Source organism: Bradyrhizobium sp. Rc2d, from assembly GCF_900099855.1.
Classification (GTDB): domain Bacteria; phylum Pseudomonadota; class Alphaproteobacteria; order Rhizobiales; family Xanthobacteraceae; genus Bradyrhizobium.
In genome coordinates this window covers 195,948-219,643 of the sequence record NZ_FNCU01000009.1, presented here as the reverse complement: position 1 = coordinate 219,643, position 23,696 = coordinate 195,948, and the positions used below count along the sequence as shown (strand labels likewise).

Here is a 23,696-nt window from a genome sequence, read left to right as displayed (position 1 = left end):
GGCGCAGCCAGCGCCTTGCGGTCCAGCTTGCCGTTCACCGTCAGCGGCAGCGCCGCCAGCCGCACGAACGCCGATGGCACCATGTACTCCGGCAGGTGCGCACTTATGTGCGCGCGCAAGGCGCCGGCAAGCTCGCTTCCCTCTAGCCCGTTCGAAGCTGCTTCCGGCGCGCACACCACATAGGCGACAAGACGCTGCTCGCCGCCGGGGCCCTCGTGCGCCACCACCACCGCCTCGCGCACGAACGGGTGCTCGCAAAGCCGCGCCGCGATCTCGCCCGGCTCGATCCGGAAGCCGCGGATCTTCACCTGGTCGTCGTTGCGGCCCAAAAACTCCAGATTGCCGTCCGGTAGGTAGCGCGCCAGATCGCCGGTGCGGTACAGCCGGTCGCCGTCCACAAAGGGACTGGCGATGAACCGCTCCGCGGTCAGCTCGGGCCGGTTCAGATAACCGCGCGCCACCCCCGCCCCGCCGACGTAGAGCTCCCCGACCGCACCGAACGGCACCAGCCCGCCATGATCATCCAGCAGATAGACCACCGAATTCCGGATTGGTCGTCCCAGTGGCACCCGTTGCTGGCCATCGAAGCCAGCAGGCACCGGGTAGCAGAGACTGAAGGTGGTGTTCTCGGTCGGGCCGTAGCCATTTGAGATTCGCAGCGTCGGATGTCGCTTCTGACATGCTCTGATGGAACTGGCTGAGACCTCTTCGCCCCCGACCAGCAGTTGCTGCAGCCCACTGGTGCTCCGCCCCTCCCCGACATAGACGTCGAACAACCGCGCAGTCATCCAAGCAATAGTGATGCCTTGGTCTTGGATGATCCGGGCCAGCGTTGCCGTCGAGAGATAGCGTTCAGGATAGAGCACAACACTGGCGCCGTTCGCCAAGGCTCCCCAGACTTCGAACGTGGTCGCATCGAATGTCGGCGAGGAAGCGTTGAGAAAAACGTCCTGCGGCGAGATCTCGACGAAATCGTTCTCCGCCACCAGACGCACCACTCCGCGATGCTCGACCATGACCCCCTTGGGCGTGCCTGTTGATCCGGAGGTGTAGATCACATAGGCGAGATGGCGTGAGGTGAGGCCAAGCGCACGCGGGTCCGGATCCGACGCCGGCAGATTTGCCCACGCCGGCATGGCCGTCTCCAGATCCACCACGCTCACATCGGCCAGCGCATCGGCGCCCAGCGCGGATCGGCCGGCCGCATCGGCCAGCAGGAGCCGCGGCGCCGCATCGTCGAGAACCTGCCGCAGCCGCGCCGGTGGATAGGCCGGGTCCAGCGGCAGGTACGCCGCGCCCGCCTTGAGGATCGCTAAAAGCCCGACCACCATCGCCACGTCGCGCGCAACGCAGATCGCCACCGGTTGGTCCGGCCTGACCCCGAGGCCGATCAGATGATGCGCCAGCTGGTTGGCATGCGCATTCAGCTCGCCATAGCTTAGCCGCTCCTCCTCATGGACCACCGCCACCGCGTCCGGCGCACGGCGAACCTGTGCCTCGAACAGCTCGTGGATGCACACGTCCGACGGATAGGCCGATGCCGTCCGGTTCAGCTCCTCCAGCAGATACGCGCGCTCAGCGAATGACAAGAGTTCAATCTGCCCCACCGGCTGCCGCGGATCTGCCTTCACAGCACATAGCAAATTTTGCAAATGCTGGGTCATACGGTCGATATGCTTGGGCTCCAAGCGACTTGCATCAAAGTGCCATCGAAAGCTCCCATCTAGAGCGCAAACCTCAAATGTTAACGCCTCACCGGGCAGGGCTGCCTCAGAAGTCGGGCTCGAAGCTAGGTCACCAGTGGCAGACTCGCCACTTACAGTAAGCATAACGCCAACGGGCCAGGGCCGGCGCGATCGTAACGCCTCCATACCGAGCAACGTTGGGCAGCGCGCGATAAGATCTCGCGCGAAGCTATCCTGCTCCTTCAGCTGAGCGAATTCGGCCGCCACCACCGTGCGCGCCTCTGCAAAATCATTGTCGAGATCGATGGTAATTGCCATCGGCACAACAGAAGCGACAAGCACCTCGAGCGCTTTCAAGCCCGCTCGCGATCCACTCGACGCGGGAGTCCACCCCAATTGAAGCTCTAATTCTCCCGTGGTGCGGGCTAGGTAGATCAGCCAAGCCGTTAGCAAGAATTCCGTGCGATTACTGGGAGACAGCTCAGCCAAAGCATCTGGAATTCGCCATGAACTCAACTGCCATTGAGGTGCAGCCAAAGCTACTGAAGACGACAAAAAGGAAAGCTGGGATGTCTTGAACTGTTCAAGCCGCCGTCGCCAAAAACTCTCACGAGGCGCTAACATTTCATGCGCAACCGTTATGCTCCGCGCCTCGTCATCGCTCAGAATCGGGAGGCGGTCGCCTACATGGGAATCAGAACGCCTCGCGAGTGCCCGCGCATCCAGAGCCTTACCATCCAAGCTGCTAAGCCAAACATCAACATCCTCTGTCCCTGTCGCCACACGCCAGTGGCTGGGGTGGATCTCAACTAAAGACCCCGCAGCAAAGCCCGAGCGCCGAGCCGTCACCTCCAAGCGCCTGACGACGACAACGTCATCGCCTACGAGAGCCTTGGACAACCCCAATGAATTGGTATGATACGGGCCAAAGTCTAAGGCGCGCGTCATCGCTTCCAGATCTTGTGCGGATCGATCCCATCGCAGACAGCCCGCAGCATCTGGGCGTCGACCTTTCGGGAAAAAGCTTCGGTCCGCTAGCGCTTGCGGACGAGCACTAAGCTCTCCATTTGTTAAGCCAGTTAGAAGCTCGCGGAAGCCATCGATAGCAGCCTCATAACATTTGAGATTCAGCGTCAGCGCAGTATCGCTCGTCGCAATCAACACTTGGCGTTGGACGACCAGCTCACCAGTATCAACACCGTGATCGATACGATGCCACGTGATGCCATGTTCGGTCTCTCGGGCAAGAAGCGCCCAAGACGTCGCATGAGTTCCGGCATATCGCGGCAAGGGACCGTCGTGGTAACTGAAAGCGCCTCTACGCGCTTTCCCAAACACATCTGCTGGCAATATGAACGGATTGGCAACGGAAAATATCCACTCGACTGGCTCGGCGTTGAGCAGCGCAGATAGCTCTTCAATGCTCGTCACACACAAGATATCGGCGAGAGCGGCCCAATCGCGGAATATGGCGTCGGCACACAGCGCCGCCCGGATCACGTGGCCCATCTCCATCACTAGCTGAGCACATCTAATAGCTAGCGTACCACCACCAACAAAGATGCAAGAGCCAACCGGTGTAGCAAGTTTCATCTGAACTCTTAGACAGGGGCTACGATGAAGGCCGTAACGGATCACCCCGCATTTCAAGCAATCGGCATACCAATGACGTACTGCGAGCGTTTCCTGAAGAAACAACGCGCGCCTCGCTCGGAATGCCGCCGTCGGACTTGGGACATCGACGTCCTGAACCAGACACAGCTCAGCACAACTATACGGACGTCATTTGCGACGATCACCGCATGGGCGTCCGCAAAGTCGTCGGAAGCTCTGCAACAGCCGCCGTCATCACCGCGCGTACAGCAGAACCTCCTTGGCGCTCACCTTAAGTAACGGACGCGCCAATGACCTTCTGCGAGCTCATTCTGAAGAAAACAACGCTTCTCGCCGGGCTGCCAGAATTTTGCCGTCATGCCGTCGGGCTTGGGACATTAACGCCTTGAACCGAACAGAGCTCAACACAACAGCACGCGTCGTCAACAGCGACGACCACTCAAGATCGGGCGCCCGCGCCTTGCCCGAATTGCCTTTGCGAGCCAAAATGCTCGCCGCTGCTTTCTCCAGGTGGTCTGCTCGTCGAGTGAGAGAGGATCCTGCGGCAGGGATTCCGCTCGATGTTGCAAAGTTCGCCACGCATCACGTTTTCGCAGATTGGCCGGGGCTCGGCACTAAGTAGCGTTTTCGCTTAATGCCCGCTGACGTCTGTGGCACGGCCCTTGCTCGTGAGACGACGAAAGCGACGAAGAACGGGTCCACGGCGAATGTCGCAACCACAACTGCCTCCTGATCTCTCACATCGGCGCATGCTGTTGACCCTTGGGTGCAGCGGCTTGGATGTGACTTGCGTGATCGAGGCACTCAGTCGAGACTGTGTCATTTTGATTCGTAATGTCTCACCGAGCGAGGCGGACGGCCTCGCACATCAAATTGCCGGTGAACTGGGATTGCAAAAAAAGCTAGAGCTGGAGGCTGGCTTTTCCGATTTTCTTGGTCACCGACGGCGGATCAACAAATACTTCATGAGCGTTAATTCCCGAGATGATTATCAGTTTGTCACCCCGCATTCCGAAGGAGATAGAATATCTAATATGCAGTTGTCGTGCTTTTATTGTTTCGAGAATAGTAAAGACGGAGGAGAAACAATCCTATTGAACATCGACGACACAAGTGAGGCATGGGGACTTTTACGAGAAAAAACGACAAAAATATTACCTGGATCAAAACCATTGTCTCGGGGCATGATCACTCGTGCAAAAGCACTTTATCGTCTGAGCTCGCCGGATGACTATTTGGTACCAGATGACCAAATAGTAGCCGAGGTGAAATCCGAGATCCCGGGCCTTTTGCTGGCGATTGTTATGGCAAGGCCGAAAAGAAGCTTTTCCCTTCTCCTAGGGCGCGATGTGAATGTCCTTTGGGATAACATTGGTAGTGTTGACCAAAGCTGTCTTCACTTTTTCGTTCGGATGTTGCAAGAGCGCGAACTTCTCAAGTTCCCGCCGGACGGTTTTGAGTTGCACCAACTGGACCCCGTTAATGCAGGACGGAGCTGGTGTTCAGGCGCCGATTACGAGAAACTTTTTTGTGACGAGATTATTCTCAAGCTAAAACCAGGGGACCTTGTTATTCTGAACAACCTAACTTGGGCGCATGCGGTGAACAGTTGGACATCGGCACCGGGCACTCGAAGGATAGCCGTGGCATTGGCCTAGCGTAGTCCCCACTTTTCCTGAAAGTTGAGTCTTGCTTCAAGGGTGCATGAGCAGCAGCCCTGAGCGACAGCGATTAGCCTGACGAAGGAGTGACCTGCCACTGCTTTTCATCCAGCGGCAGTTAGAGTCTCGGGGTTTTTGCAGCGACACCGAAGTTTTGCAGCGAGACCGAAGTTTGGACCACTCAGAACTAGAGTTTTGCCCTTCTTTGCAGCGAGACCGAACTTTGGACCACCCAGAACTAGAGTTTTGCGCCTCTGTCACGTTGGCGGGCTGGTTGCGCCGACGTGGTTGTGCAGCAAAATCGGCGGTCGATTGCCGATCGCGCCGTGGGGCCGTTCTTCGTTATAATATCTGCGCCAAGTCTCCACTTTTTCTTGGGCGTCCGCAAGGCTGAGGAACCAGTGCGTGTTGAGGCATTCGGCGCGGAAGCGGCTGTTGAAGGCTTCGATGAACGCGTTGTCGGTTGGCTTGCCGGGCCTGGAGAAGTCCAGCGTGACACCGCGCTGGTAGGCCCACAGGTCGAGATCGCGCGACACGAACTTGCTGCCTTGATCGACGCGGATCGTTGCCGGGAATCCCACTTCCTTGCAGGCCCTTTCCAGGATCGCCACGACGTCGCTGCCGCGGAAGCTGAACTGTGGCTGCAGCACCGGTGAGAATCCACGCGAACGTCCAGGCTGTCTTCCGAAAAATCCCATCGACGTCGTCCAGATAGATGCCTGTGCCAATAATCCATCCCCAGGGCGAAAATCCCTTTACATAAGACAGCTTGGAGACCGGCTCATCGGAGCCCATTTTCGGCCAGAGATAGCCATAGAAGCCGGCACCACTTTTCTGCACGACGTCGACAAAGCCTCGAAAGAGGTAATTGCCAGCAGGATCCTTGAACTCCCCAACCGGCTTGCCATCGAGCTCAGGCTTGGCCGGACTCATGATCATGTTAGGCGCCATGTCGTTGATCCAGAAAAACTCGACCTTGTCGTAGCGTACCCCTTGATCTCCGCGAGAGCGGCAGCCTGGGCCTGCTCACGGCCAAGCTTTCCGTCGCTTTCGAGCTTTTGATAGTGCGCCAGGATGCCGTGACCAATATCGACCATCTGCTGGATCTTGGCTTGTCGATCCATCATCATCTGGTCCCTGATGTTATACAGCGCAATCGGCACCAGAGCGATCATGCCCGTAAGCGCGATGCCGATGATGATGATGAACTTTGCTCTCAAACCACGGAAAGACATGGGAATCTCACGATCAGAAAAATGATCGGTAGACTGTGACGGCCCTGTTACCAGACGCTTAAGCATCGAGGCTTTGCCGCCAGCAACGCACGTTATTGACGCTGTTTGGCAGAATTTGCACGCTCATCCAAGTTGCGATCGCCCTCTCCCCAAAACTAGCTTCCGTCGTGAAGTGGTGCAAAGAAGCGCGGGGGTCAATGGGGACATCACAGAGAATTCCAGTCACTATTCTCACGGGATTTCTTGGGTCGGGCAAGACGACGCTGCTGAATCAACTGCTCGAAAGCGCGCTGATGGCGGATTCCGCTGTCATCGTGAATGAGTTCGGCGCCATCAGCATCGATGCTGACCTGGTTGTCGGCGTCGACGAGGAGATCCTTCAGATAAACAACGGGTGTATCTGCTGCACCGTTCGGAACGATCTCGTCACGACGATCACCAATCTGCTGTCCGGAACGCGGCCGATCCGTCGCATTCTGATCGAGACCACGGGACTGGCCGACCCCGCCCCGATTATTCAAAGTTTCATTGTCGACGAAGTGCTGTCCGCTACGACGATGCTCGATGCCGTCGTAACGGTGGTGGACGCTACTTACATCGATCGCTGGCTTGCCGACCAGGGCTCCGGCGAGAATGTCGCCGCCGAGCAGATCGCATTTGCCGACATCGCGGTGGTCAGCAAGCTGGATCTAGCCGGACAAGGCGGTCTCGCCAAATGCGAGGCGACCATTCGGGCGATCAATCCGATAGCGCGTGTGGTGGCCTCGATCGAGGGCCGGCTGAACGTCGCCTCGATCGTTGATATTAAGGCCTTCGACCTGAAGAACTGCCTCGCCATCGAACCACTGTTACTCTCCGATCTCGAACACGAGCACGACACGTCCGTAATCAGCGTGGAAGTCCGCGAAGAGCGCCCCTTGGATGGGTCTCGATTCTTCAAATGGCTGAGCGCCTTCGTTCAACAGAATGGAGATCGCCTACTGCGCTGCAAGGGCATTCTGTCGCTGACGGGTGAAGCCCGGCGTTGGGTATTTCACGGTGTCCACATGACGCTCGAAGGTCGGCCGGGCCGCCCGTGGGTAGCCAACGAGCCTCGCGTCAGCGCGATCGTCTTCATCGGAAGAGGAATCGATGCGGCTCGGATTCGTAACGAGATTGCCGATCTGACCCAGCCGGACGCAAGTCTCGTTGCTTAGCAGATCGGCGGGAGGGGCCGCACGGCTGTCTAGTCTGGAGGTCGACTCATCTCCAAATCCGGCAGCTTCTGGCAACGAGCCGGGCGATGGCATCAATCTGAAGGAAGCGGGCTCCCGCATGAAATTGCAGCACTATCTCGGAGGCCTTGAAGGCCTCGATCCGATTTCCCTCGAAACACGCGTCTTCGTGGAAGCCTGGGAGGAGCGAATCTTCGGCATCCACACTGCGATGATGGCGCTGAGCCGGCAGCTTGACCTCGAAGCCACACCGAGCACCTTCAACACCGAGTGGACCTGGGCGGATCTGCGCAAGGGCGCGGAAGCCATGAACCCATTCGACTATTTCAAGTTCCGTTACTACGAGAAATGGCTCGGCGGCATTTCCGGGTATTTCGTTGCCAAGGGTTACATCACCCAAGCCGAGCTGGACGCGCGCACTGAGGCATTTCTGTCGTCACCCGCGGCGATGCCGGAGGGCGGAGACGCAGCAGTGGATGCTCGCGTGCGGAAATATCTGATGATCGGGGACGATCCGAGGCGCGAGCGGTCAGCGCCGGCCCGCTTCGTGGCCGGGGCCGTCGTTCGGGTGGCCAATCCGAAATCGGTAGACCATACCCGCCTGCCCGGTCATCTCCGCAACAAAGTAGGCATCATTGATAGTGTCTATCCCGACGCCTACACCTATCTTTGCGACACCGGTGTCGACGGAATTGGGACAGCAATGCCCGTCTACTGCGTCAAATTCGATCCTGAGGATCTCTGGCCGGGCAACACCGAGACGAATTTCACCTTCTACGCAGACCTGTTCGAGGCCTATCTCGAACCTGCCACCGCATCCTGAGGAACTTCTCATGGACCGTTTCGAATATTCCAAGGACCGCGAGGCAGCTAACGCGGCGCGCGCACGCGCGCTGGAGGCGCTTCTGATTGAGAAGGGCGTGATCACCAGCGAGACGGTGGACAAGATCATGGCGATCTTCGCGACCGAGATGGGCCCGTTCAACGGCGCCAAGCTCGTCGCGAAGGCGTGGGTCGATCCGGCATTCAAGAAGCTTTTGGCCGAGGATACGATGGCCGCGGTCGAACAGATGAACTTCCCGACGAAAGGCGCCGGCGCTGAAGGCGAGCATATGAAGGCGGCGATCAACACGCCGGAGGTTCACAATCTCATCATCTGCACGCTCTGTTCGTGCTACCCGTGGCCAATCCTCGGTCTTCCGCCCTACTGGTACAAGGATCCTTCCTTCCGCGCACGGGCTGCGCGTGAACCGCGGAAGGTGCTCGGCGAGTTTGGCCTGGACATAGATCCAGGCAAGGAGATCAAGACCTGGGACAGCAGCGCCCAGATTCGCTGGTTCGTCGTTCCGGAGCGGCCGGTGGGCACGGATCATTTCAGCGAGGAGCAACTGGCGGCACTCGTGACTCCAGAGGCGATGATGGGCGTCGCCATCGTCAAGCCACCGAGCGCTTAAGGCTGCGATGCAAACGAGCTTCGAGCACTTCGCCTTGGGCAGCATGCTGGGACATTCCGACATGCCACCCAAGGACAACGGCAGCCTTTGCTTCGGTGCTCCCTGGCAGCGCCAGGCCTTCGGTATGGCGCTGGCGCTGTCCAAACAAGGCGTGTTCGAATGGGATGATTTTCGTTCGGAGCTGATCGCGACCATCTCCGCGTGGGAGGCGACCCACGACCGGTCCGACCCGAGCTGGGACTACTACGAGATTTGGCTCACCGTTCTGGAGACGATGGTGGAACGGACCGGTCTCACTGACCGGGCAGCCGAGGCGCCCTGACCTGCGCTTTCTTACCACCGGCTTCGCCCCTGGCCCCCGTGCGTGTTATGAATCCCGCGCGACTCAAGATCGCGGCGCGTGCACCAAAGAGTCCCAATATCACGCATGTTTGGCCGAAAATGACGCCTTTGCGCCGCGCGATGGGAATAGAGATTGCATAACGATTGACCTCAATTGAGGATTGTTGATGCGCATCGCGTTGCTCGCTCCCGCAGGGGTTCAGTCTCTCGACATTGTCGGCCCAGCCGAAGTGTTCTGGGAGGCAGCCAGGCGGCTTGGAGATCCGAGCGCCTACAACGTGCAGCTTATCGCTGGCTCAGCGGGTCCTGTGCGCGGAACGGGCGGGCTACGCTTCGTGGCCGACCGCCATATCTTTGATCCCGACGAGCCAATCGACACGCTTCTGGTCGGCGGCGATCCATCATTTGCGACCGTCGACCCTGCCATGGTTCAGTGGCTGCGGCGCCGAGCCGGCACAGTACGGCGGCTCGGTTCTGTTTGTACAGGAGTCTTCTTGCTCGCTGCAGCCGGATTACTCGACGGAAAGCGCGTGACTACGCATTGGGAATGCGCCACACGCCTGCGAAATGAGTACCCCAAGCTCAACATCGACTCCGATCAGATTTTCATCCGAGACGGGAATCTCTTTACGACGGCCGGGGTGACAGCCGGGATGGACCTGGCGCTCGCTCTCGTCGAGGAAGATCACGGACGCGAGCTCGCACTGATCGTGGCGCGCTATATGGTGATGTTCCTGAAGCGCCCGGGGGGCCAGTCACAGTTCAGCGCCCATCTTGCCGCCCAAATGTCGGGCAAGAGCAAGATCCAGCAAGTTCAGCAGTACGTTCTCGACAACCTTACCGCCCCGCTCTCGGTCGACAATCTAGCCGAACGGGCCGGAATGAGCGTGCGGAATTTCACGCGCGTGTTTCGCCAGGAGATGAACATGACGCCGAGCGAATTCGTGGATGCGGCAAGGCTGGACGCAGCACGATTACTTCTCGAGGACAGCGCGAAGTCACTTCAGCAAGTCGCGATACGATGCGGCTTCGGCAATGCCGATGGCATGAGACGTGCGTTCGTCCGCAACATCGGCATCGGCCCAGGCGAATACCGCCTGCGATTTCGAAGTGCGTGGGCTCCTGCAAATCACGCTCCGCCGAGCTGTCCGCCCACCAACCGACCGTAGCCTTGCCGCCTCGACGAATGAGAGCTGTTGCCGGTGGCGGAGAGCAGCGGCAATAGATTTGACTTGCGCCCGGAATCTTACGGGTCCCCAAGCTCCCCCGAAACGAAGAGCTTTGGATTACGAATGGCCGATGGCGACGTAAATTTGGCCGCACCGCTGCAGCCACTTCTGTTACATCTGCAGTCGAACAGCTTGCCAGCCAGATCGAGAACTGGCATTCCCAGAAGCCGGCAAAAGCCGGCCCAAGGGCAACGGACGCTTGCGTCCGCGCTCAGTCATCGATCCTCGAATAGTCGAGATTCGATCAGTGGATCACTTCGGCGTTTCAGCGCCCGGCCCAACCGGAGGTAATCATGGAATTCCCGCACAAACCATTCATGTCGGAATCGTTGCCATCAACGGGGCGAACGCGATCGACTTCATGGGGCCGATCGATGCGTTCAATGAAGCCAATCGATCGCTGGCAACGCCGGTGCGCTACAAGGTCGATCTGATCAGCCCTGCCTCCGGGTCCATCGTAGGCTCCTCCGGCGTGCGCATGCTTCCCGACAAGGTCATCGGCCCCGGCCTAGATACGTCCTACGACACCATCCTGGTTGCTGGCAGTCACGAACTTCGGACGCCAAGAGACAACCAGCCGCTGATCGACTGGTTGATCCGAGCCGCGCCCACGACACGTCGAATGTGCGCGACCTGCACCGGGACGTTTGTCCTCGCATCGGCCGGCTTGCTGAATCAACGGCGGGTCGCCACACACCGCGATTACACCGAATCGTTCGCAACGATGTTTCCTCGCGTAATTGTCGAGCCGGATCGTCTTTTCGCCCGCGACGGTTCCTACTACACAGCGGTCGGCGGAATGGCTGGTATCGACCTCTGCCTATACCTCATCGAAAACGACTGCGGGCAAGCAACATTTCTGGACGTAGCCAGGATGCTGGTCATCTTTGTTCGGCGGCCTGGCAATCAGCCACAGGTGAGTGACTTCCTTAAGGCGCAATCGATCCAGAACAGCCAAATCGGCCAGGTCATGGATTGGGCGCTGTCGAACCTCACGGCCGATCTTTCGGTTGACGCACTTGCCAAGCGCGCAGCGATGAGCTCGCGGAACTTCAGCCGCGCCTTCATGGACGAAATGATGACGACGCCCGCGCGTTTCGTCGAAAGCATCAGGGTCGAGGCGGCCCGCATCCTGCTAGAAACCACCCCGCTATCCGTCCAGCAAATTTCTCACCGAGTTGGATTCGGCAGCCCCGCAAACATGCGGCGCGCGTTCATTCGTGCCTTCCAGACACCGCCAGCAGAGTATCGTGAGAACATCGGCGCCACGCTTGCGGCAAACGCCCCTTAGCGCGCACTTTGGTTTGCATCAAGAGCGGTTTATCGCCGCGATTGTCAGAGATCGTGCGGCTCAGGCCCATTGACGGCCCACTGACGCAATCGTCGATATAGCGTCGGAGCGCCGGGCGGCATTCAACATATGGGTCGGCTTCTGCGCGAGGCCGTATCGCCGTTCCTATCCGCGATTGCCTGCATGATGGTGTCGTGCTCATCGCGGGACTTGCGGATGCAATCGCCCTGCCGCAATTGGGTGCGACGGATGGCGCTGAGCAGCGTGCGGACATCCTGCGCCTGCTCGGCCATAATCGAGTTGTGAGTCGCACTGTAGATGCATTCGTGGAATTGAACGCATCATAGGCATCAACGTCATTCGCTCCGACCATCGCCAGCAAGCTCTCATGAAGCTCGATCAGGTGACTGCGCTCGAGCGGCGTCAAGCGAAACGTCGCGAGTCGGACGCACATGGCGTCCACCTCTGCGCTGTCTTCGAACATCTCCATGATGCGCTCGGGTGTCATCCGCGCCACGAGGACCCCGCGACGACCCCGCACCTCGACTAGCCCGCCGACGACGAGCTGCCGAAGAGCTTCCCGCAGCGCCGTGCGGGAAGCCCCGAAGCGACCGGCAAGCCGCTGCGCTTCCGAGGCCGAGTCGGAACGAGCACACCGAACGCAATCTCGTTCGTGAGCGCATTGCGGATGCTATCGGAGGGGAGGCCGCCATCTTCTTCTGCTTCGGCTGCGACTTTGAACAGTCCTGCCATTCAGCTTCCTATGATTGCGCGCACCATGAAGTAGAGAATGGACGGTGCGACCAGGCATCCCAACCCGGTATGAAACGTCGCCGTCAATGCGCCGTAAGGCACCAGACGCCGATCGATTGCCGCAAGGCCGCCGGAAACGCGGCTGACCGTGCCCATCAAGGCCCCAAACAGCATTGCGCTGCGCGAATTGTTGATGCCGACCATCTTCGCGACGAAGGGCGTGCCGATCATCACCATGACCGGCTCGCAAAAATGGCTCACTCCCGAAGAGGGAAATAGGCTGTGGTCGCCCTCTGCGCTATTCTTCACAGCCTACTTCAGCGAGTGCTATTCCCTCTGCATTGCTAGGGACTGCCATCGACGTTCCGCTAGGTTGCTTTCGCGGTGATGGTCGCACTATTAAATGCGTCTAAATCCACTTGCAAAAATGGCGATCGATCTAGAGAACCCCAGTGCTCGCACTTTCCCGTAGTCGGCGAAGAAAGGTTTCATCGTCGTAGCGAGACAAGCTGAGGTGCTCGGCGAATTCAGGCAGCTTGGTACCCAATATCCACCCCGCGCAAAGCGCTCCTGTTGCACAGGCCGCCATCGTTCCAAAGCCAGACAAGGCACCTGCCACGAAGGCGTGCTTCGTTTTCATGGGACCGATCAGGGGCCAATTCTCCTCGGTCATCGTGTAGTAGCCGCCGTAGTGGGTAATCTGTCGCGGTAGCCGGCCGTAGTATTGCTTGAGGCGGGGATTCAGCCGGCTCGCGCCCCTGAGAACGGTGTCCGGAAAGTTAGGATCCGTAGGAAGGTCGTCCCGGGGCGCCGACGGCTTTCGATTGTAGGCCCAGCCAAGCTTGATCCATTTCCCGTTGTCGCCACCTTCTGGACGGCAGTGGATGCCGCCGGGCATCGGACGTGCCAGCCAGGCCATCGCAGGATCCTCCTCGATAAGCTGGCGCTCCTGCGGGGACCAATCGATCGTCTGCCCATCCAGATCGATCGAAAACGGCATTCTACGGTCGATCGCACCGAGATTGTCCGCGAAAGCAATCTTCTGATGGAAGATGGTCTCGACCGGAAGCGTCTCTCCGAGCATGCGCGCGATGTCGGCGACATAAGGGCCGGCGGCGTTCACGATGATCCCGGCGCGGACCTTCTCTTCGCCGCTGTGGCCGCGCGTCGTCAGGACGAACCCCTCATGTTGTTGGGCAATTTCGGTGACGCGGGCCGTGATCAGAGCACCTCCGGCTGTGCGGATCTGCTCCAACATCAGGCTGCCGAGCTGTTGGCCGCTGATGTCGCCAGCGCGCCGGATGTGGAGAATCGTGCAAACTTCCGGATCGAACGTCGGAAAATGCCGACGGATCAGCTCTGCGTTTTGGAGCACGTCAACCCCTTCGGGAGCATCTTCCCAATCCGCCGAGACCGCTGGCGTATAGCTTGCAGACGAGGCGGCCTGATGGAGGCGTATACGTCGGGCGCCTTCTGGCCCATAGCCTATTTGCAGATCCTTCAGCAGTTGGTCGGGCCTCGCGTCGCGTGTGGCCAGCCCATAACCGCGGCGGGTCATGTGAATGCGATTGTCGTGCTGGCGGGCAATGTCCTCGAGCAGGTCGATGCTATAATCCGTGAAGGCCGTCATGACCGGATGAGGCCACCAATTGCGATAGTTTTCGCCCGAAGCCGCCGAGGTCAAGCTCATCGGCGCGCTGGAGTCGATGATCACGATCCGGGATGCAGGACGGGCCTTAGAGAGATAGTAGGCGCAGGCGATACCGACGATTCCCGCGCCGATGACGGCAATGTCTACGTTACGATCATTCATTCAATCTCTCCAGCTCGGATTGAAGCGGGCAAGACGCGTCTCACGACGTCCCTTAGATGCCTCGCACCCGCAGATATTTCCTGTCGTTCATTGGACCTGTGTCGCAGGATTCGCGCGGTTCGTGTCAACCGCCGGAACCGAGATCGCGCGCAGCATGGCGTTGCGCGGATCTCAGGGTCTTCTGCGTCTCGACGATATGCTCGCGAAGAAGTCGGACGGCCTTTTCGATTTGTCCATCGCGGCACAGCTCGAGCAAGTGGTAGTGCTCGCGCTGCGGCCGCTCCTTGCCGGCCGCGCGGGAAACCAGCGTCCGCGTAAACCGGCTCACATGACCATAGTTCGCCTCGATCATGGACAAGAGGCGCGGACGATTGCACGGGATGTAGAGCATCTCGTGGAATTTCCAGTTGAACGTGCCCCACTTCGCCGGGTCGGGCTCCTCGTCGTATGACTGCAGGATCGCTTTCGCCTCTTCGAGATCGCTCTCTCCCATGGCGGGGATGGCGAGGCGTAGAGCATGACACTCAAGCGCGATACGAATCTCGAGCAATTCGATGACTTCGTCGATGGACAGGTCCGAAACGACCGCTCCACGATTGGGCAGGAATGTCACAAAGCCTTCGGCTTCGAGCTGCCTGAGTGCCTCTCTCACGGGGATGCGGCTTGTTCCGAACCGCTCGGCAAGCTCGTCCTGTCTGAGCTGAGATCCAGGAGCAAGCTCGCCGGAGCTGATGGAGACCCTCAGTGCCTCGCGCACGGTTTCCGGCGCGGAGCCATGACTTCCGGCTCCTCGAGGTCTTGCGGCTGCTGCGCCTGTCATCCGGATATTCCTTTTCGCCTGCGTGCTGAGCAGGCTTCCTATTGTATAAAATCCATTTACCGTTTATGCAATCGAGCTTATAAAATTATCATTGATTATATACAACGCCAGCCAAATGGGAGTAAGGTAATGAAATGGCGAGCTTATTCGGTTCTCATCGCCGTCGCGATTTCCATTCCGGCCCACGCCCAGTCTCCTGGCGGAACGCTGGCGAGGATCAAGGACGCCGGTGAAATCACGCTCGGACACCGCGACGTCTCGGTGCCATTTTCTTATCTTGACGAAAACCAGAAGCCGGTTGGCTTCGCGATGGATCTCTGCGCGAAAATCGTCGAGGAGGTGAAGACCCAGCTCAAACTGCCTTCCCTCCGGACCAAGCTCCAGCCGATCCAACTCAGCACGCAAATCCCGCTCATTCAGAACGGTACGATCGATATCGTTTGTGGTCCCGCAACCAATACGCTGGAACGACAGAAGGTCGTGGCTTTCAGCGACACGATCTTCGTCTCGAGCATTCGTGCTGTCGTGAAGAAGGATGGCCCGGTCAAACGCTTCGAAGACCTTAATGAAAAGCCGGTCTCGCTGACCACTGGCTCGACCTCAATTGCTCTGCTCGCGTCCCGTGCCCAGGAAAAGAAATTCCAGACCAAAAATATCATGTCGGCCGATCACGCCGCCTCATTCCTCGCGCTGACGACGGGCCGCAGCGAGGCATTCGTGATGGACGACATCCTGCTCGCCAGTCTCATCGCCAACAGTTCGAATCCGGGCGATTGGCGCATTATCGACGACAGTCTGCGGACCGAGCCTTATGGCTTGATCATCCGAAAGGACGATCCCGACTTCAAAGCGCTCGTCGACAAGACGCTGGTCGCGATGATGCAGAATGGTCAATTCAAGGCGCTTTATGCGAAGTGGTTCATGAGCCCCATTCCACCCAGGAACGTGAATCTGAACTTCCCGATGACGCCCCCCTTAAAGGACGCTGTCGCGAATCCCAACGATAAAGGGGTGTGAGCGCTGCGGCGGTGCCTTAGATGGATGTACAGGACGAGTCGGGTGCCGTTTCGGTCTCGGCGATTAGGTCGCGACCTGCACCGACGACGGCAAAGCCGCAATGCAACCTTTCAAGTAGGAAGCGCAGGAATTAGCCGGGCTGCTCGCAAGAGCAGGCCGATCCTACCGCTATTTCTGGCTCTCGCCCCGCTCGGGCGTCGTGAGCACCAAAGCGCGCCTATAGCCGAGCCGCTCGAGCTCCGCCTTGGTAGCGCCAATTGCACCGCGGCCAAAGACAACCCGGCACGGCAGGTTTTCGAAGATGACGAACCGATCATGCGCTGGTCTTTATGATGGGATGATAGAACTGAAGGGCACCCCTCCCGACTCCTTACGGACTTGGGAAGCATTTCCGCGATAAGACTCTGGTGACTACTCGCGCGCAACATCCTCCGCGCCTATCACCTCGCCGAATAGCTTCCATTTCTCGCCCCTGAATCGCTCCATGCGGAGCTGAGTGATTGGAGCAAAAGACGCGGCGCTGGTGTTGATTTTCACACCCGGCAGCAGAGTGTCCGGGACAAAGTCTTTCAGGCTCGCGGCTTGTTTCATGACGTTCGCACGAGACAGATCGTCCCCGCACATCTCGAGAACCTTTACGAGTGTTCGCGCTGTGGCGGTCCGGACACGGAGAGCAGCAAAATTGTGCTTTGAGCCGACCTTTCGTCCCGTTACGCCAACTCACGGTTTTCCATTTGGCGCTGGCCAGCATTTGTTCCGCCGCAATCGATAAGATATCAGGCACGTGGTGCTTTCGTGGTTTCCCCCGGACCTTGGTAATCGGCCAAATGAGCTTCACATCGACCGGATACACTTTCAGGTGCCGAGGGATGCCGACAGCCCAGGCCAGCCCGCGCTCTGTTAGACCTTGTCGAAACGGTGCGCTGAGGCCGTATCCTGCATCCGCCAGCACACATCCAAAGCGCACGTTGGCTGCCATCGCGCGGTCAATCTCGGCCAAAGCAATCTCCGGCTTGGACCGTGGCGTTCGGTGTTCGACGGGCACGCGAGCGCGCTTCAAACGAGACACGTCGCTTGTCCAACTGTCAGGCAGAAAGAGACGTAACGCGACCATCACTGGCACTTCGCCGCGCGCAAGCGTTAAAGACACCAGCGTTTGGCAATTTGCCGTTTTACCGAGAGCCGACGCGTATTGAGCCGCAACACCGACCGAGCGCTCACCCTTCTTCGGCAGTGAGGTGTCATCAATAACCAGCACCGCATCGCTGCCGCCGACAAGTCGGTCCGCCTGGTTGAGCAGTTCTGTTTCCAGCGGCGTCGCGTCCCAGACACCGTCCGCAATGAAATGATGCAACTGATCGTAGTTGCTCGTGGCAAGGCGTTCCGCCATCGGCTGCACGCTCTTGCGATCGCCAGGACCGATCAATCCCGCAACATACAGAGGACAAGCCGGGTCTTATGACCCAGCCGGTCCAAGAACGGCATCAGCCAGCGTTCGAGTTCGTCTTCCCATCCCGGCATGGTCAGCCCTCCAAGAGCCGACCACCCATGAATCATTGAAAAATTGATTCGGGAATCCTAAAACGCGACAAAATTAACAATCTGCCAACGTAGTGCTAGTGGTCGACGAACTAACGGCACTTGCACAGCGACCGGCAGGCCTAGCTTGAGCAATTCCGGATGCAGTCAGGGTGACGGCGGCTCCGCCTCGTGGCCGAGGCGGGGCCTGGACATGCGAGACATCACTTGAACCGGATCAGTGCACTGTCAGCGGCTCCTTCTTGACAGCAGCGAATTCAGCTCAGCCCCCCCTGCACACTGCAACAGGCGATCGGTCCTGACATATATCCGCTTGCGACGCCTCATTCCGGCGGTGCCGAACCGGTCTGCTTCTGCAGCCGCACGGCCTCATCTTCCGCTCGAATATCGTTAACTCAGCTCATCATGCTGTCGCGCTCATCCGCGCAAACAACATTGCCGCTTCTGATGGCCCTAGCCCAACGATGCCTACAAAGCTCGGCGGCGGCATTGGGATGTCCCGATGAGTGGGTCTCCACAGGTGCAGGCAATATCGGCTGTTATTCACATACTGCGAATGTGGCGGATGCAATTGCATGACGCACTCCTCTTCATCCCAGAACAGGTCTTTGACAAAGCACATCTCGTCCCAATTCGGACAGCGCCGCGGCGTCGAGACAGCGACATGCTCCCAGCCAGGACGGACTAATCCAGTTATCTTGAGTTCACACCCGCAAGGCCCCTGCACAAAGAACAGGCCGCAAGGGCCTGATCCCGGAAGGGTAGCGAACTGGCCGTATTGCACGCGACCGGCCTCCAGCTTCTCTATGATCTGCGCTCGCACGCCGCCTCCTTTGCCTCTCGGATGGCCTTGAACTCGACGTAGATGACGTTGTCTCGCAACTCATCAACCGGCTCGGTCCTCGGCCCAGCGTTCCTATGCCACTCTTCAGCGAACCATCCGAGAAAGCTGCAGATGTCCATCATCACTCGTTCTCCTGTTATTTGCCTTCTAACGCTCGCATTGTGGCCGACGAACGCTCTCAAGGGCCGCCGATTGCCTGACTATGAGCCGTGCACGATCTGAGCGATGGCGACTCAGCCCGCGGATTGCACTTTCCCGCTCTTGGTGGCCCGACGGGTTCGCTCACCGGACAACTGCGTCTTCGAGCCCCTCTCATGCGAAGCATCTTGCTCATCGATGCCAGCCAGTGCTGGCCGCACATCGCCGAACAGAGCGCGCGCATCAGCAACAGTAACATCTGCCATCGAGCTTTCGCGCTTCAAGCAAGCGTTCGTTCCCGTGCCCATTCATGTCTCATGGCGATCTGCTTAAGTACATGAAATCGGCGGCTCTTGGCCCGTCACCTCGTCTTCAATGAATCGATCGTCATCATGGCATCCCTATAATGGCCTTTGACATCTACATTCCATGATGGCTCGCAAAACCAGTGGCGGCACCAGGTGACGCTTCGCGGCGATATTGCTGCTTCGTGAGGTCGTACTTGATCATTCGCAACCTTCTCGCCGGGTCTGAAACAGTGCCAATGCGCCATCTATATGACCACGATTGAGTTGTATGGGGGCCAAATCGAACGGGCTCGCACCAGAGCCGCGGATCCCTCGCATGAACCGTCTTCGAGCTGATAACATCCAGCGGATCGCCTGCCATCTCGCTGCCTCCTTGTAAGCTAACGATCAGAGACAATGATTACTCGATCTCATTGACTGCAACTGCGACCGTCGGCCGATCTTCCCGCGTCACTTACGATGCAACTCCTAACGCATTGTTTCCGGTATGGCGCTCGCGAAGCGCTCACCCTTTTCCTGCTAATGCGGGTGTTGTCTTTCAGACGTCGACGTCGCGAATCCGACCACGGGCAGCGACTCCTTGTCGCCAACGTCGACAGACGCGCTTTTTCTTCTATCAAAGCGATGCCGGCACTTCTCCGTCGTGGCATGCAGATTGCTGTGGTGACGGAACGCGACCTCCCTGTACCGACGATGCGCGAGCATATCATCGGCCGGATGCTCGCCGCGCAACAAACAAGGATTCTGATAATCGCGCTTTGAAAGAGGACTGCGAATTTATGAGTGATACGAGGCATGAAAGGCCTGGCATTTTTCCGTGGACCAGCGCGGCGTCTGATGAAATGACGCATTGGCGCGCACCAAAGCACCCAACGATCAAGCATTACGGCGCCGATTGTCGCTCCCGGCAGGCGCAAAGGCGGTGGAACCTGTGGCCGCTGGCCGCACTCCTCATAAATGCGCTGCTTTGGGTCGGTATCTACTGGATCATCAGAGCTTTCTTCTGAAATAATCTCGCGGATAGCAAAGGCGCGAGGGGCTTTTCGACGCCTCTCGCAAACCGCGGCCGCAACGTATGCGCACCATCAATCGGACGTGGAGTTTCACAGACTTGGTTCAAGTCCACACTTGGCGCGGCTAGCTGGATATAAAATCCGCCCCTCCGACCGACGCAAACGAAATAGTGACGCATGACGCAGATGTCTCGAATTGACGAAACTGATATGCCGCCAGCTTGCTAGCCTGGATTGCAGCCGCGACGAAGTGCCAAACACTGACCTGTCACAGCTCAACACTGCCACGCGCGGATGGCATCCGGCCTTCTACGTTCAGCGCGACGCATTGACTGCGAATGGAGGTCTAGGGTTCCGCATCCTCATCATAAGAGGATTAGCTTTCGAGAAGCTGACTAAACGAGTAGACCTGAAGTGGCCGTTGGGCAGGCGGCCTGCTCCGCCCTCGACGTACTTGTCGCGATCTGGAGCGCGGCACAGGACCGTCGGTATGCCTCGCTACGGTGCCGCCTCAAGTCCCGTGCAAGCGCCACTGAATTGCCTGCTGAGCGACATTTGCCTAGCCATTGGGGGTAGCTATCAACCGGCTGGGGCGTTTTTATCGAACCGCAGCGACGCTTTACAGCTCTTGCTCAGGCCACGTATCGTCCTCGTCTCTGCGCGTCTGCCACACTTGGGCACGCCGAGCCAAGTTGTCATATTCCATGGCAATTTTAAGCAGCCTGTCTCTGGGTTTGCCGTCAGCGAGCGCTTCCGCTTTCTTTCGCGTTGCTTCCGCACGGGCTCGCCAGTGGTCGGGCTGGTAGAGTTTACTTTTCGGATTCATGCCGCGAGCATGCAATTCGCAGATCAAAGAAATGCGACAGCGGCGCTCCGTATAATCACGTAGCAGCGACGCTCGTGGTCCAGTTGCCGAACCGGACAGTCGCCATGCACAGCCGCTGTTCCGAAACGCCAAAGTGCGCGTTGCAACCGAGGCTGACACGAACGATGCACAGCTCCGACATTCTCAGACGATCGGACGCACGAAGGGGCTTGAATCGCACCTAGCGTCAGATTGTACGATCCTGGACAAGTGGGAACCACGTCTGACAATCCAGACGCTTCCTGACAGATCATGAGAATTGCGAATGTCTCAAACATCTAAACTCACCTGGCATGACTCAATCAGGACGACAAGATCTTCCAGATGCACCCTTGTCCGCGCTTCATCGGAGGCTGCTCCTGTCGCGGCTGGACGTAATCGCGCGTTTCGAGATCTACACGGCAGGCGCTCCCATCATCGTAGCCTCACCGGAACGGACGCAAGACGAAGGCTCCATCCCAGATACCCCGCCCGCCGTCTTCACATAAGGTGGAACACAGGCGCGATTACACCAAACATAGCCTCGACGCGCGCCATCATGGTTCGCTCTGCACGATCGCATGCATCATCAACAATGGCTTGAGTGCACCTGGCTTTTGCCTGCTCTCTCTGCGTCGCGATAGCTGCTGGCCCGGGCCCCTTCGACCCGGCGTCGCAGGCATGCACCGACCGCACAATCACCGGAAAGCTCCAAAATGATCACTTGCTCGGCCAGTTCAGCCGCCAGTGCTTCCCATCTTCGTGGGGCTCCGCCACTACGGCAGGTCTCGTTTCTGTCGTGCCGGACAGATGACCAGCACCGTTCAGTCAGGACCGCAAAAGCGGGAGAACGAGCTTGCCGGCATCGTACTTAAGCCGTTCCGGCCTGTTTCCCGGTTGACAGGCCCTGTTGCGCTTCGCGCAGGAAGAACAATACCGCAGACCCACCGATTTGAAGGGATACCATGACTCAAAATCAACGCACTCAGTTGGCTTCGCGCCTCAAGATCTACCACTGCGCCATCGCTCTTGCCGTCGCAATGACAGCTGTAATCCCCGGGCCGGTCAACGCGCGCGATCAAACGCCGACCGCAGAAGAGAAAGAGGCTTGCACTCAGGACGTGTTCCGCCTTTGTAGCAACCACATACCAGATCGCACCGCTATCACTGCCTGCCTCAGATCCAAGCAAGCGAGCCTCAGTCAGCAATGTCGCTACGTGATCTTCGTGCGAGACACTGACAAGAGAAGCAGCGACTCGAGGTGAAGGATGTGGCGGCCTGTTTCGCTTGCCTCATGCCCAGACGTGGTCCCAGCCTGACCTGCAGGACGGTCCCGCGAGGTCAGGTGACGAGCATGGCCGCCCACAATTGACGGACGCTCTGGTTCAATCACGCTTGTCCGGATAGGCGAATGCACAAATTACCCTTCGATACAGTTCTGATCGCCAATAGGGGCGAGATAGCCGTACGTATCATCAAAACGTTGCACAAGCTTGGACTTCGTTCTGCAATTGCCTACCACGAGGTTGACGCGGGGAGCCCGGCCGTCTCAATGGCCGACTTGGCTATTCCGATCAGCGGCCGCACGCCGATCGCAAGCTATCTGGACATCGCGCAGATCATCGCTGCCGCCCACAAGGCGAACGCCGGCGCGCTACATCCGGGTTATGGAATGCTTTCTGAGAATGCGGAATTCGCCAGGGCAGTGATAAAGGCCGGCATTGCGTTCATCGGACCCGCTCCAGAAACTATCGAGCTAATGGGCGATAAGATCCGCGCCCGTAATTTCGTTCAGGGCAACGGCTTTCCAGTCGCACCCTGCGCCATCGAGGAAGATGATCCGGCGACATTCGTTTCGAGAGCGCGGGCTATTGGAGTTCCTTTGCTCGTGAAGCCATCAGGGGGCGGTGGCGGCAAGGGAATGCGGATTGTACGAGACCTTGCTACGTTGGAGGCAGCCATCGAGCAGGCGAGCAGTGAAGCGCGTCGCTACTTTGGGGATGGACGACTTTATGTTGAACGATATATCGAAAGCCCGCGACATATTGAAGTACAGGTGCTCGGTGACTCCCTCGGTAACCTGATTCATCTCTTCGAGCGCGAATGTTCGGTACAGCGCCGTTTCCAGAAGATCATCGAGGAAACGCCCTCGCCAGCGCTATCACCAGAATTGCGGACCCGGATTTGCGAGACCGCCGTCGGCATCGCCCGTGCAGCGAACTATCAGAATGCAGGAACGGTCGAGTTCATTTTCAGCGGCGGAGAGTTCTACTTTCTGGAAATGAATACACGCCTTCAGGTCGAACACCCGGTGACCGAGATGATCACCGGCGTCGATCTGATCGCCGAACAAGTCTATGCGGCAGCGGGTCGCGAACTTGCACTTTCGCAGTCCGACATTGTTTCAAATGGGCACGCAATCGAGCTCAGGCTTTGCGCGGAAGCTCCCGAACGCGGATACGTCCCGACCACCGGCAAAGTACTTCTTCTGGAGTATCCGGATGGCGTACGGATCGACAGCGGCATCATGCAAGGCCAGCACATCACGCCGGCGTTCGATCCCATGCTCGCCAAGATCATCGTGCATTCACCGAGCCGCATAGAGGCTGCTCTGAAAGCCCATCGCGCGGTTCGCGAACTGGTTCTACTTGGGTGCGAGACCAACGCGAGCTTGCTCGCCCGGATTCTTTGCGACGAGGCATTTCTCGGCGGTCAGTTCCATACGGGATACCTTGAAGAAAACCCACATCTCGCAGCGGGGACCTTTTCTGCCGGGATGTCTGCGTTCCTGGCATCGGCGGCTCTCCTGACGAGACCGGTCCGCGAAGCGGCCGACGCCGTGCCCGAGCTTCACGCAGCACTCGGCAGTTGGAGAAATTGAC

The 23,696-nt window shown here is 58.5% G+C and carries 15 protein-coding genes and 7 pseudogenes; 9 read left to right on the top strand and 13 right to left on the bottom strand.

Features of this window, described 5'->3' with window-relative positions; translation table 11 throughout:
* Positions 1-1,664, bottom strand: a 1,664-nt coding sequence (locus tag BLV07_RS48840) for a non-ribosomal peptide synthetase (RefSeq protein WP_244551111.1), incomplete at its 3' end; no start/stop codon positions are given.
* A 1,185-nt stretch (positions 1,665-2,849) separates the two neighbouring features.
* A pseudogene (locus BLV07_RS50345) lies at positions 2,850-3,194 on the bottom strand (formyltransferase family protein); the annotation flags it as partial.
* A gap of 896 nt (positions 3,195-4,090) precedes the next feature.
* Between BLV07_RS50345 and BLV07_RS46220 the strand changes: the two are divergent.
* The gene (locus BLV07_RS46220) at positions 4,091-4,957 is read left to right on the top strand and encodes a hypothetical protein (protein ID WP_143035427.1); all 867 of its coding nucleotides are present in this window, start codon (positions 4,091-4,093) and stop codon (positions 4,955-4,957) included.
* A gap of 260 nt (positions 4,958-5,217) precedes the next feature.
* On the opposite strand, the pseudogene BLV07_RS14510 reads toward BLV07_RS46220, so the two are convergent.
* From BLV07_RS14510 to BLV07_RS48825, 3 genes and pseudogenes are all read right to left on the bottom strand, one after another.
* Positions 5,218-5,619: pseudogene (locus tag BLV07_RS14510) on the bottom strand (integrase core domain-containing protein); the annotation flags it as partial.
* Between the two features lie 73 nt (positions 5,620-5,692).
* Positions 5,693-5,893: pseudogene (locus tag BLV07_RS48830) on the bottom strand (cache domain-containing protein); the annotation flags it as partial.
* A 2-nt stretch (positions 5,894-5,895) separates the two neighbouring features.
* Positions 5,896-6,195 (bottom strand): hypothetical protein, encoded by a 300-nt coding sequence (locus BLV07_RS48825; protein ID WP_244551109.1) that lies wholly within the window; start codon positions 6,193-6,195, stop codon positions 5,896-5,898.
* A gap of 197 nt (positions 6,196-6,392) precedes the next feature.
* On the opposite strand from BLV07_RS48825, the gene BLV07_RS14500 reads away from it, so the two are divergent.
* The 6 genes from BLV07_RS14500 to BLV07_RS14475 all read left to right on the top strand — a co-directional run bounded on the left by BLV07_RS14500 (position 6,393) and on the right by BLV07_RS14475 (position 11,725).
* On the top strand, positions 6,393-7,391 hold the full coding sequence (locus BLV07_RS14500) for a CobW family GTP-binding protein (protein WP_091886478.1): 999 nt from the start codon (positions 6,393-6,395) through the stop codon (positions 7,389-7,391).
* A gap of 118 nt (positions 7,392-7,509) precedes the next feature.
* Positions 7,510-8,232, top strand: coding sequence for a nitrile hydratase subunit beta (nthB, locus tag BLV07_RS14495; RefSeq protein WP_091886475.1), 723 nt, complete (start codon positions 7,510-7,512; stop codon positions 8,230-8,232).
* A 10-nt stretch (positions 8,233-8,242) separates the two neighbouring features.
* Complete coding sequence (gene nthA, locus BLV07_RS14490; RefSeq protein WP_091886472.1) at positions 8,243-8,863, top strand: nitrile hydratase subunit alpha; 621 nt, start codon at positions 8,243-8,245, stop codon at positions 8,861-8,863.
* A gap of 7 nt (positions 8,864-8,870) precedes the next feature.
* Entirely contained in the window at positions 8,871-9,185 is a 315-nt protein-coding gene (locus BLV07_RS14485; RefSeq protein ID WP_091886470.1) for a nitrile hydratase accessory protein, read from the top strand.
* Between the two features lie 187 nt (positions 9,186-9,372).
* A complete protein-coding gene (locus BLV07_RS14480) occupies positions 9,373-10,374 on the top strand; it encodes a GlxA family transcriptional regulator (protein WP_091886467.1) in 1,002 nt (333 codons plus the stop codon).
* A gap of 307 nt (positions 10,375-10,681) precedes the next feature.
* Positions 10,682-11,725: a GlxA family transcriptional regulator gene (locus tag BLV07_RS14475; protein WP_143035426.1), complete on the top strand. Its 1,044-nt coding sequence runs from the start codon at positions 10,682-10,684 to the stop codon at positions 11,723-11,725.
* Positions 11,726-11,839: 114 nt separating this feature from the next.
* Here BLV07_RS14475 and BLV07_RS14470 read toward each other — a convergent pair.
* From BLV07_RS14470 to BLV07_RS14455, 4 genes and pseudogenes are all read right to left on the bottom strand, one after another.
* Positions 11,840-12,478, bottom strand: a pseudogene (locus BLV07_RS14470) (GntR family transcriptional regulator); the annotation flags it as partial.
* A pseudogene (locus tag BLV07_RS14465) lies at positions 12,479-12,721 on the bottom strand (malonate transporter subunit MadM); the annotation flags it as partial.
* Positions 12,722-12,917: 196 nt separating this feature from the next.
* Positions 12,918-14,291 (bottom strand): NAD(P)/FAD-dependent oxidoreductase, encoded by a 1,374-nt coding sequence (locus tag BLV07_RS14460; protein ID WP_091886461.1) that lies wholly within the window; start codon positions 14,289-14,291, stop codon positions 12,918-12,920.
* Between the two features lie 124 nt (positions 14,292-14,415).
* A complete protein-coding gene (locus BLV07_RS14455; RefSeq protein WP_091886458.1) occupies positions 14,416-15,111 on the bottom strand; it encodes a GntR family transcriptional regulator in 696 nt (231 codons plus the stop codon).
* Between the two features lie 129 nt (positions 15,112-15,240).
* On the opposite strand from BLV07_RS14455, the gene BLV07_RS14450 reads away from it, so the two are divergent.
* A complete protein-coding gene (locus BLV07_RS14450; protein WP_091886453.1) occupies positions 15,241-16,128 on the top strand; it encodes an amino acid ABC transporter substrate-binding protein in 888 nt (295 codons plus the stop codon).
* 186 nt (positions 16,129-16,314) lie between these two features.
* Here BLV07_RS14450 and BLV07_RS48815 read toward each other — a convergent pair.
* The 4 genes and pseudogenes from BLV07_RS48815 to BLV07_RS47520 all read right to left on the bottom strand — a co-directional run.
* A pseudogene (locus BLV07_RS48815) lies at positions 16,315-16,431 on the bottom strand (maleylacetate reductase); the annotation flags it as partial.
* Positions 16,432-16,756: 325 nt separating this feature from the next.
* A pseudogene (locus BLV07_RS14440) lies at positions 16,757-17,649 on the bottom strand (IS701 family transposase); the annotation flags it as partial.
* Positions 17,650-18,070: 421 nt separating this feature from the next.
* Positions 18,071-18,394: a DUF7694 domain-containing protein gene (locus BLV07_RS50340; RefSeq protein WP_502689996.1), complete on the bottom strand. Its 324-nt coding sequence runs from the start codon at positions 18,392-18,394 to the stop codon at positions 18,071-18,073.
* Between the two features lie 77 nt (positions 18,395-18,471).
* Positions 18,472-18,633: a hypothetical protein gene (locus BLV07_RS47520; protein WP_176945532.1), complete on the bottom strand. Its 162-nt coding sequence runs from the start codon at positions 18,631-18,633 to the stop codon at positions 18,472-18,474.
* A 3,592-nt stretch (positions 18,634-22,225) separates the two neighbouring features.
* Between BLV07_RS47520 and BLV07_RS14415 the strand changes: the two genes are divergently transcribed.
* Positions 22,226-23,695 carry an acetyl-CoA carboxylase biotin carboxylase subunit gene (locus tag BLV07_RS14415; protein WP_091886442.1) on the top strand — a complete coding sequence of 490 codons (1,470 nt, stop codon included), beginning with the start codon at positions 22,226-22,228 and terminating at the stop codon, positions 23,693-23,695.
* Position 23,696 lies beyond the last annotated feature (1 nt).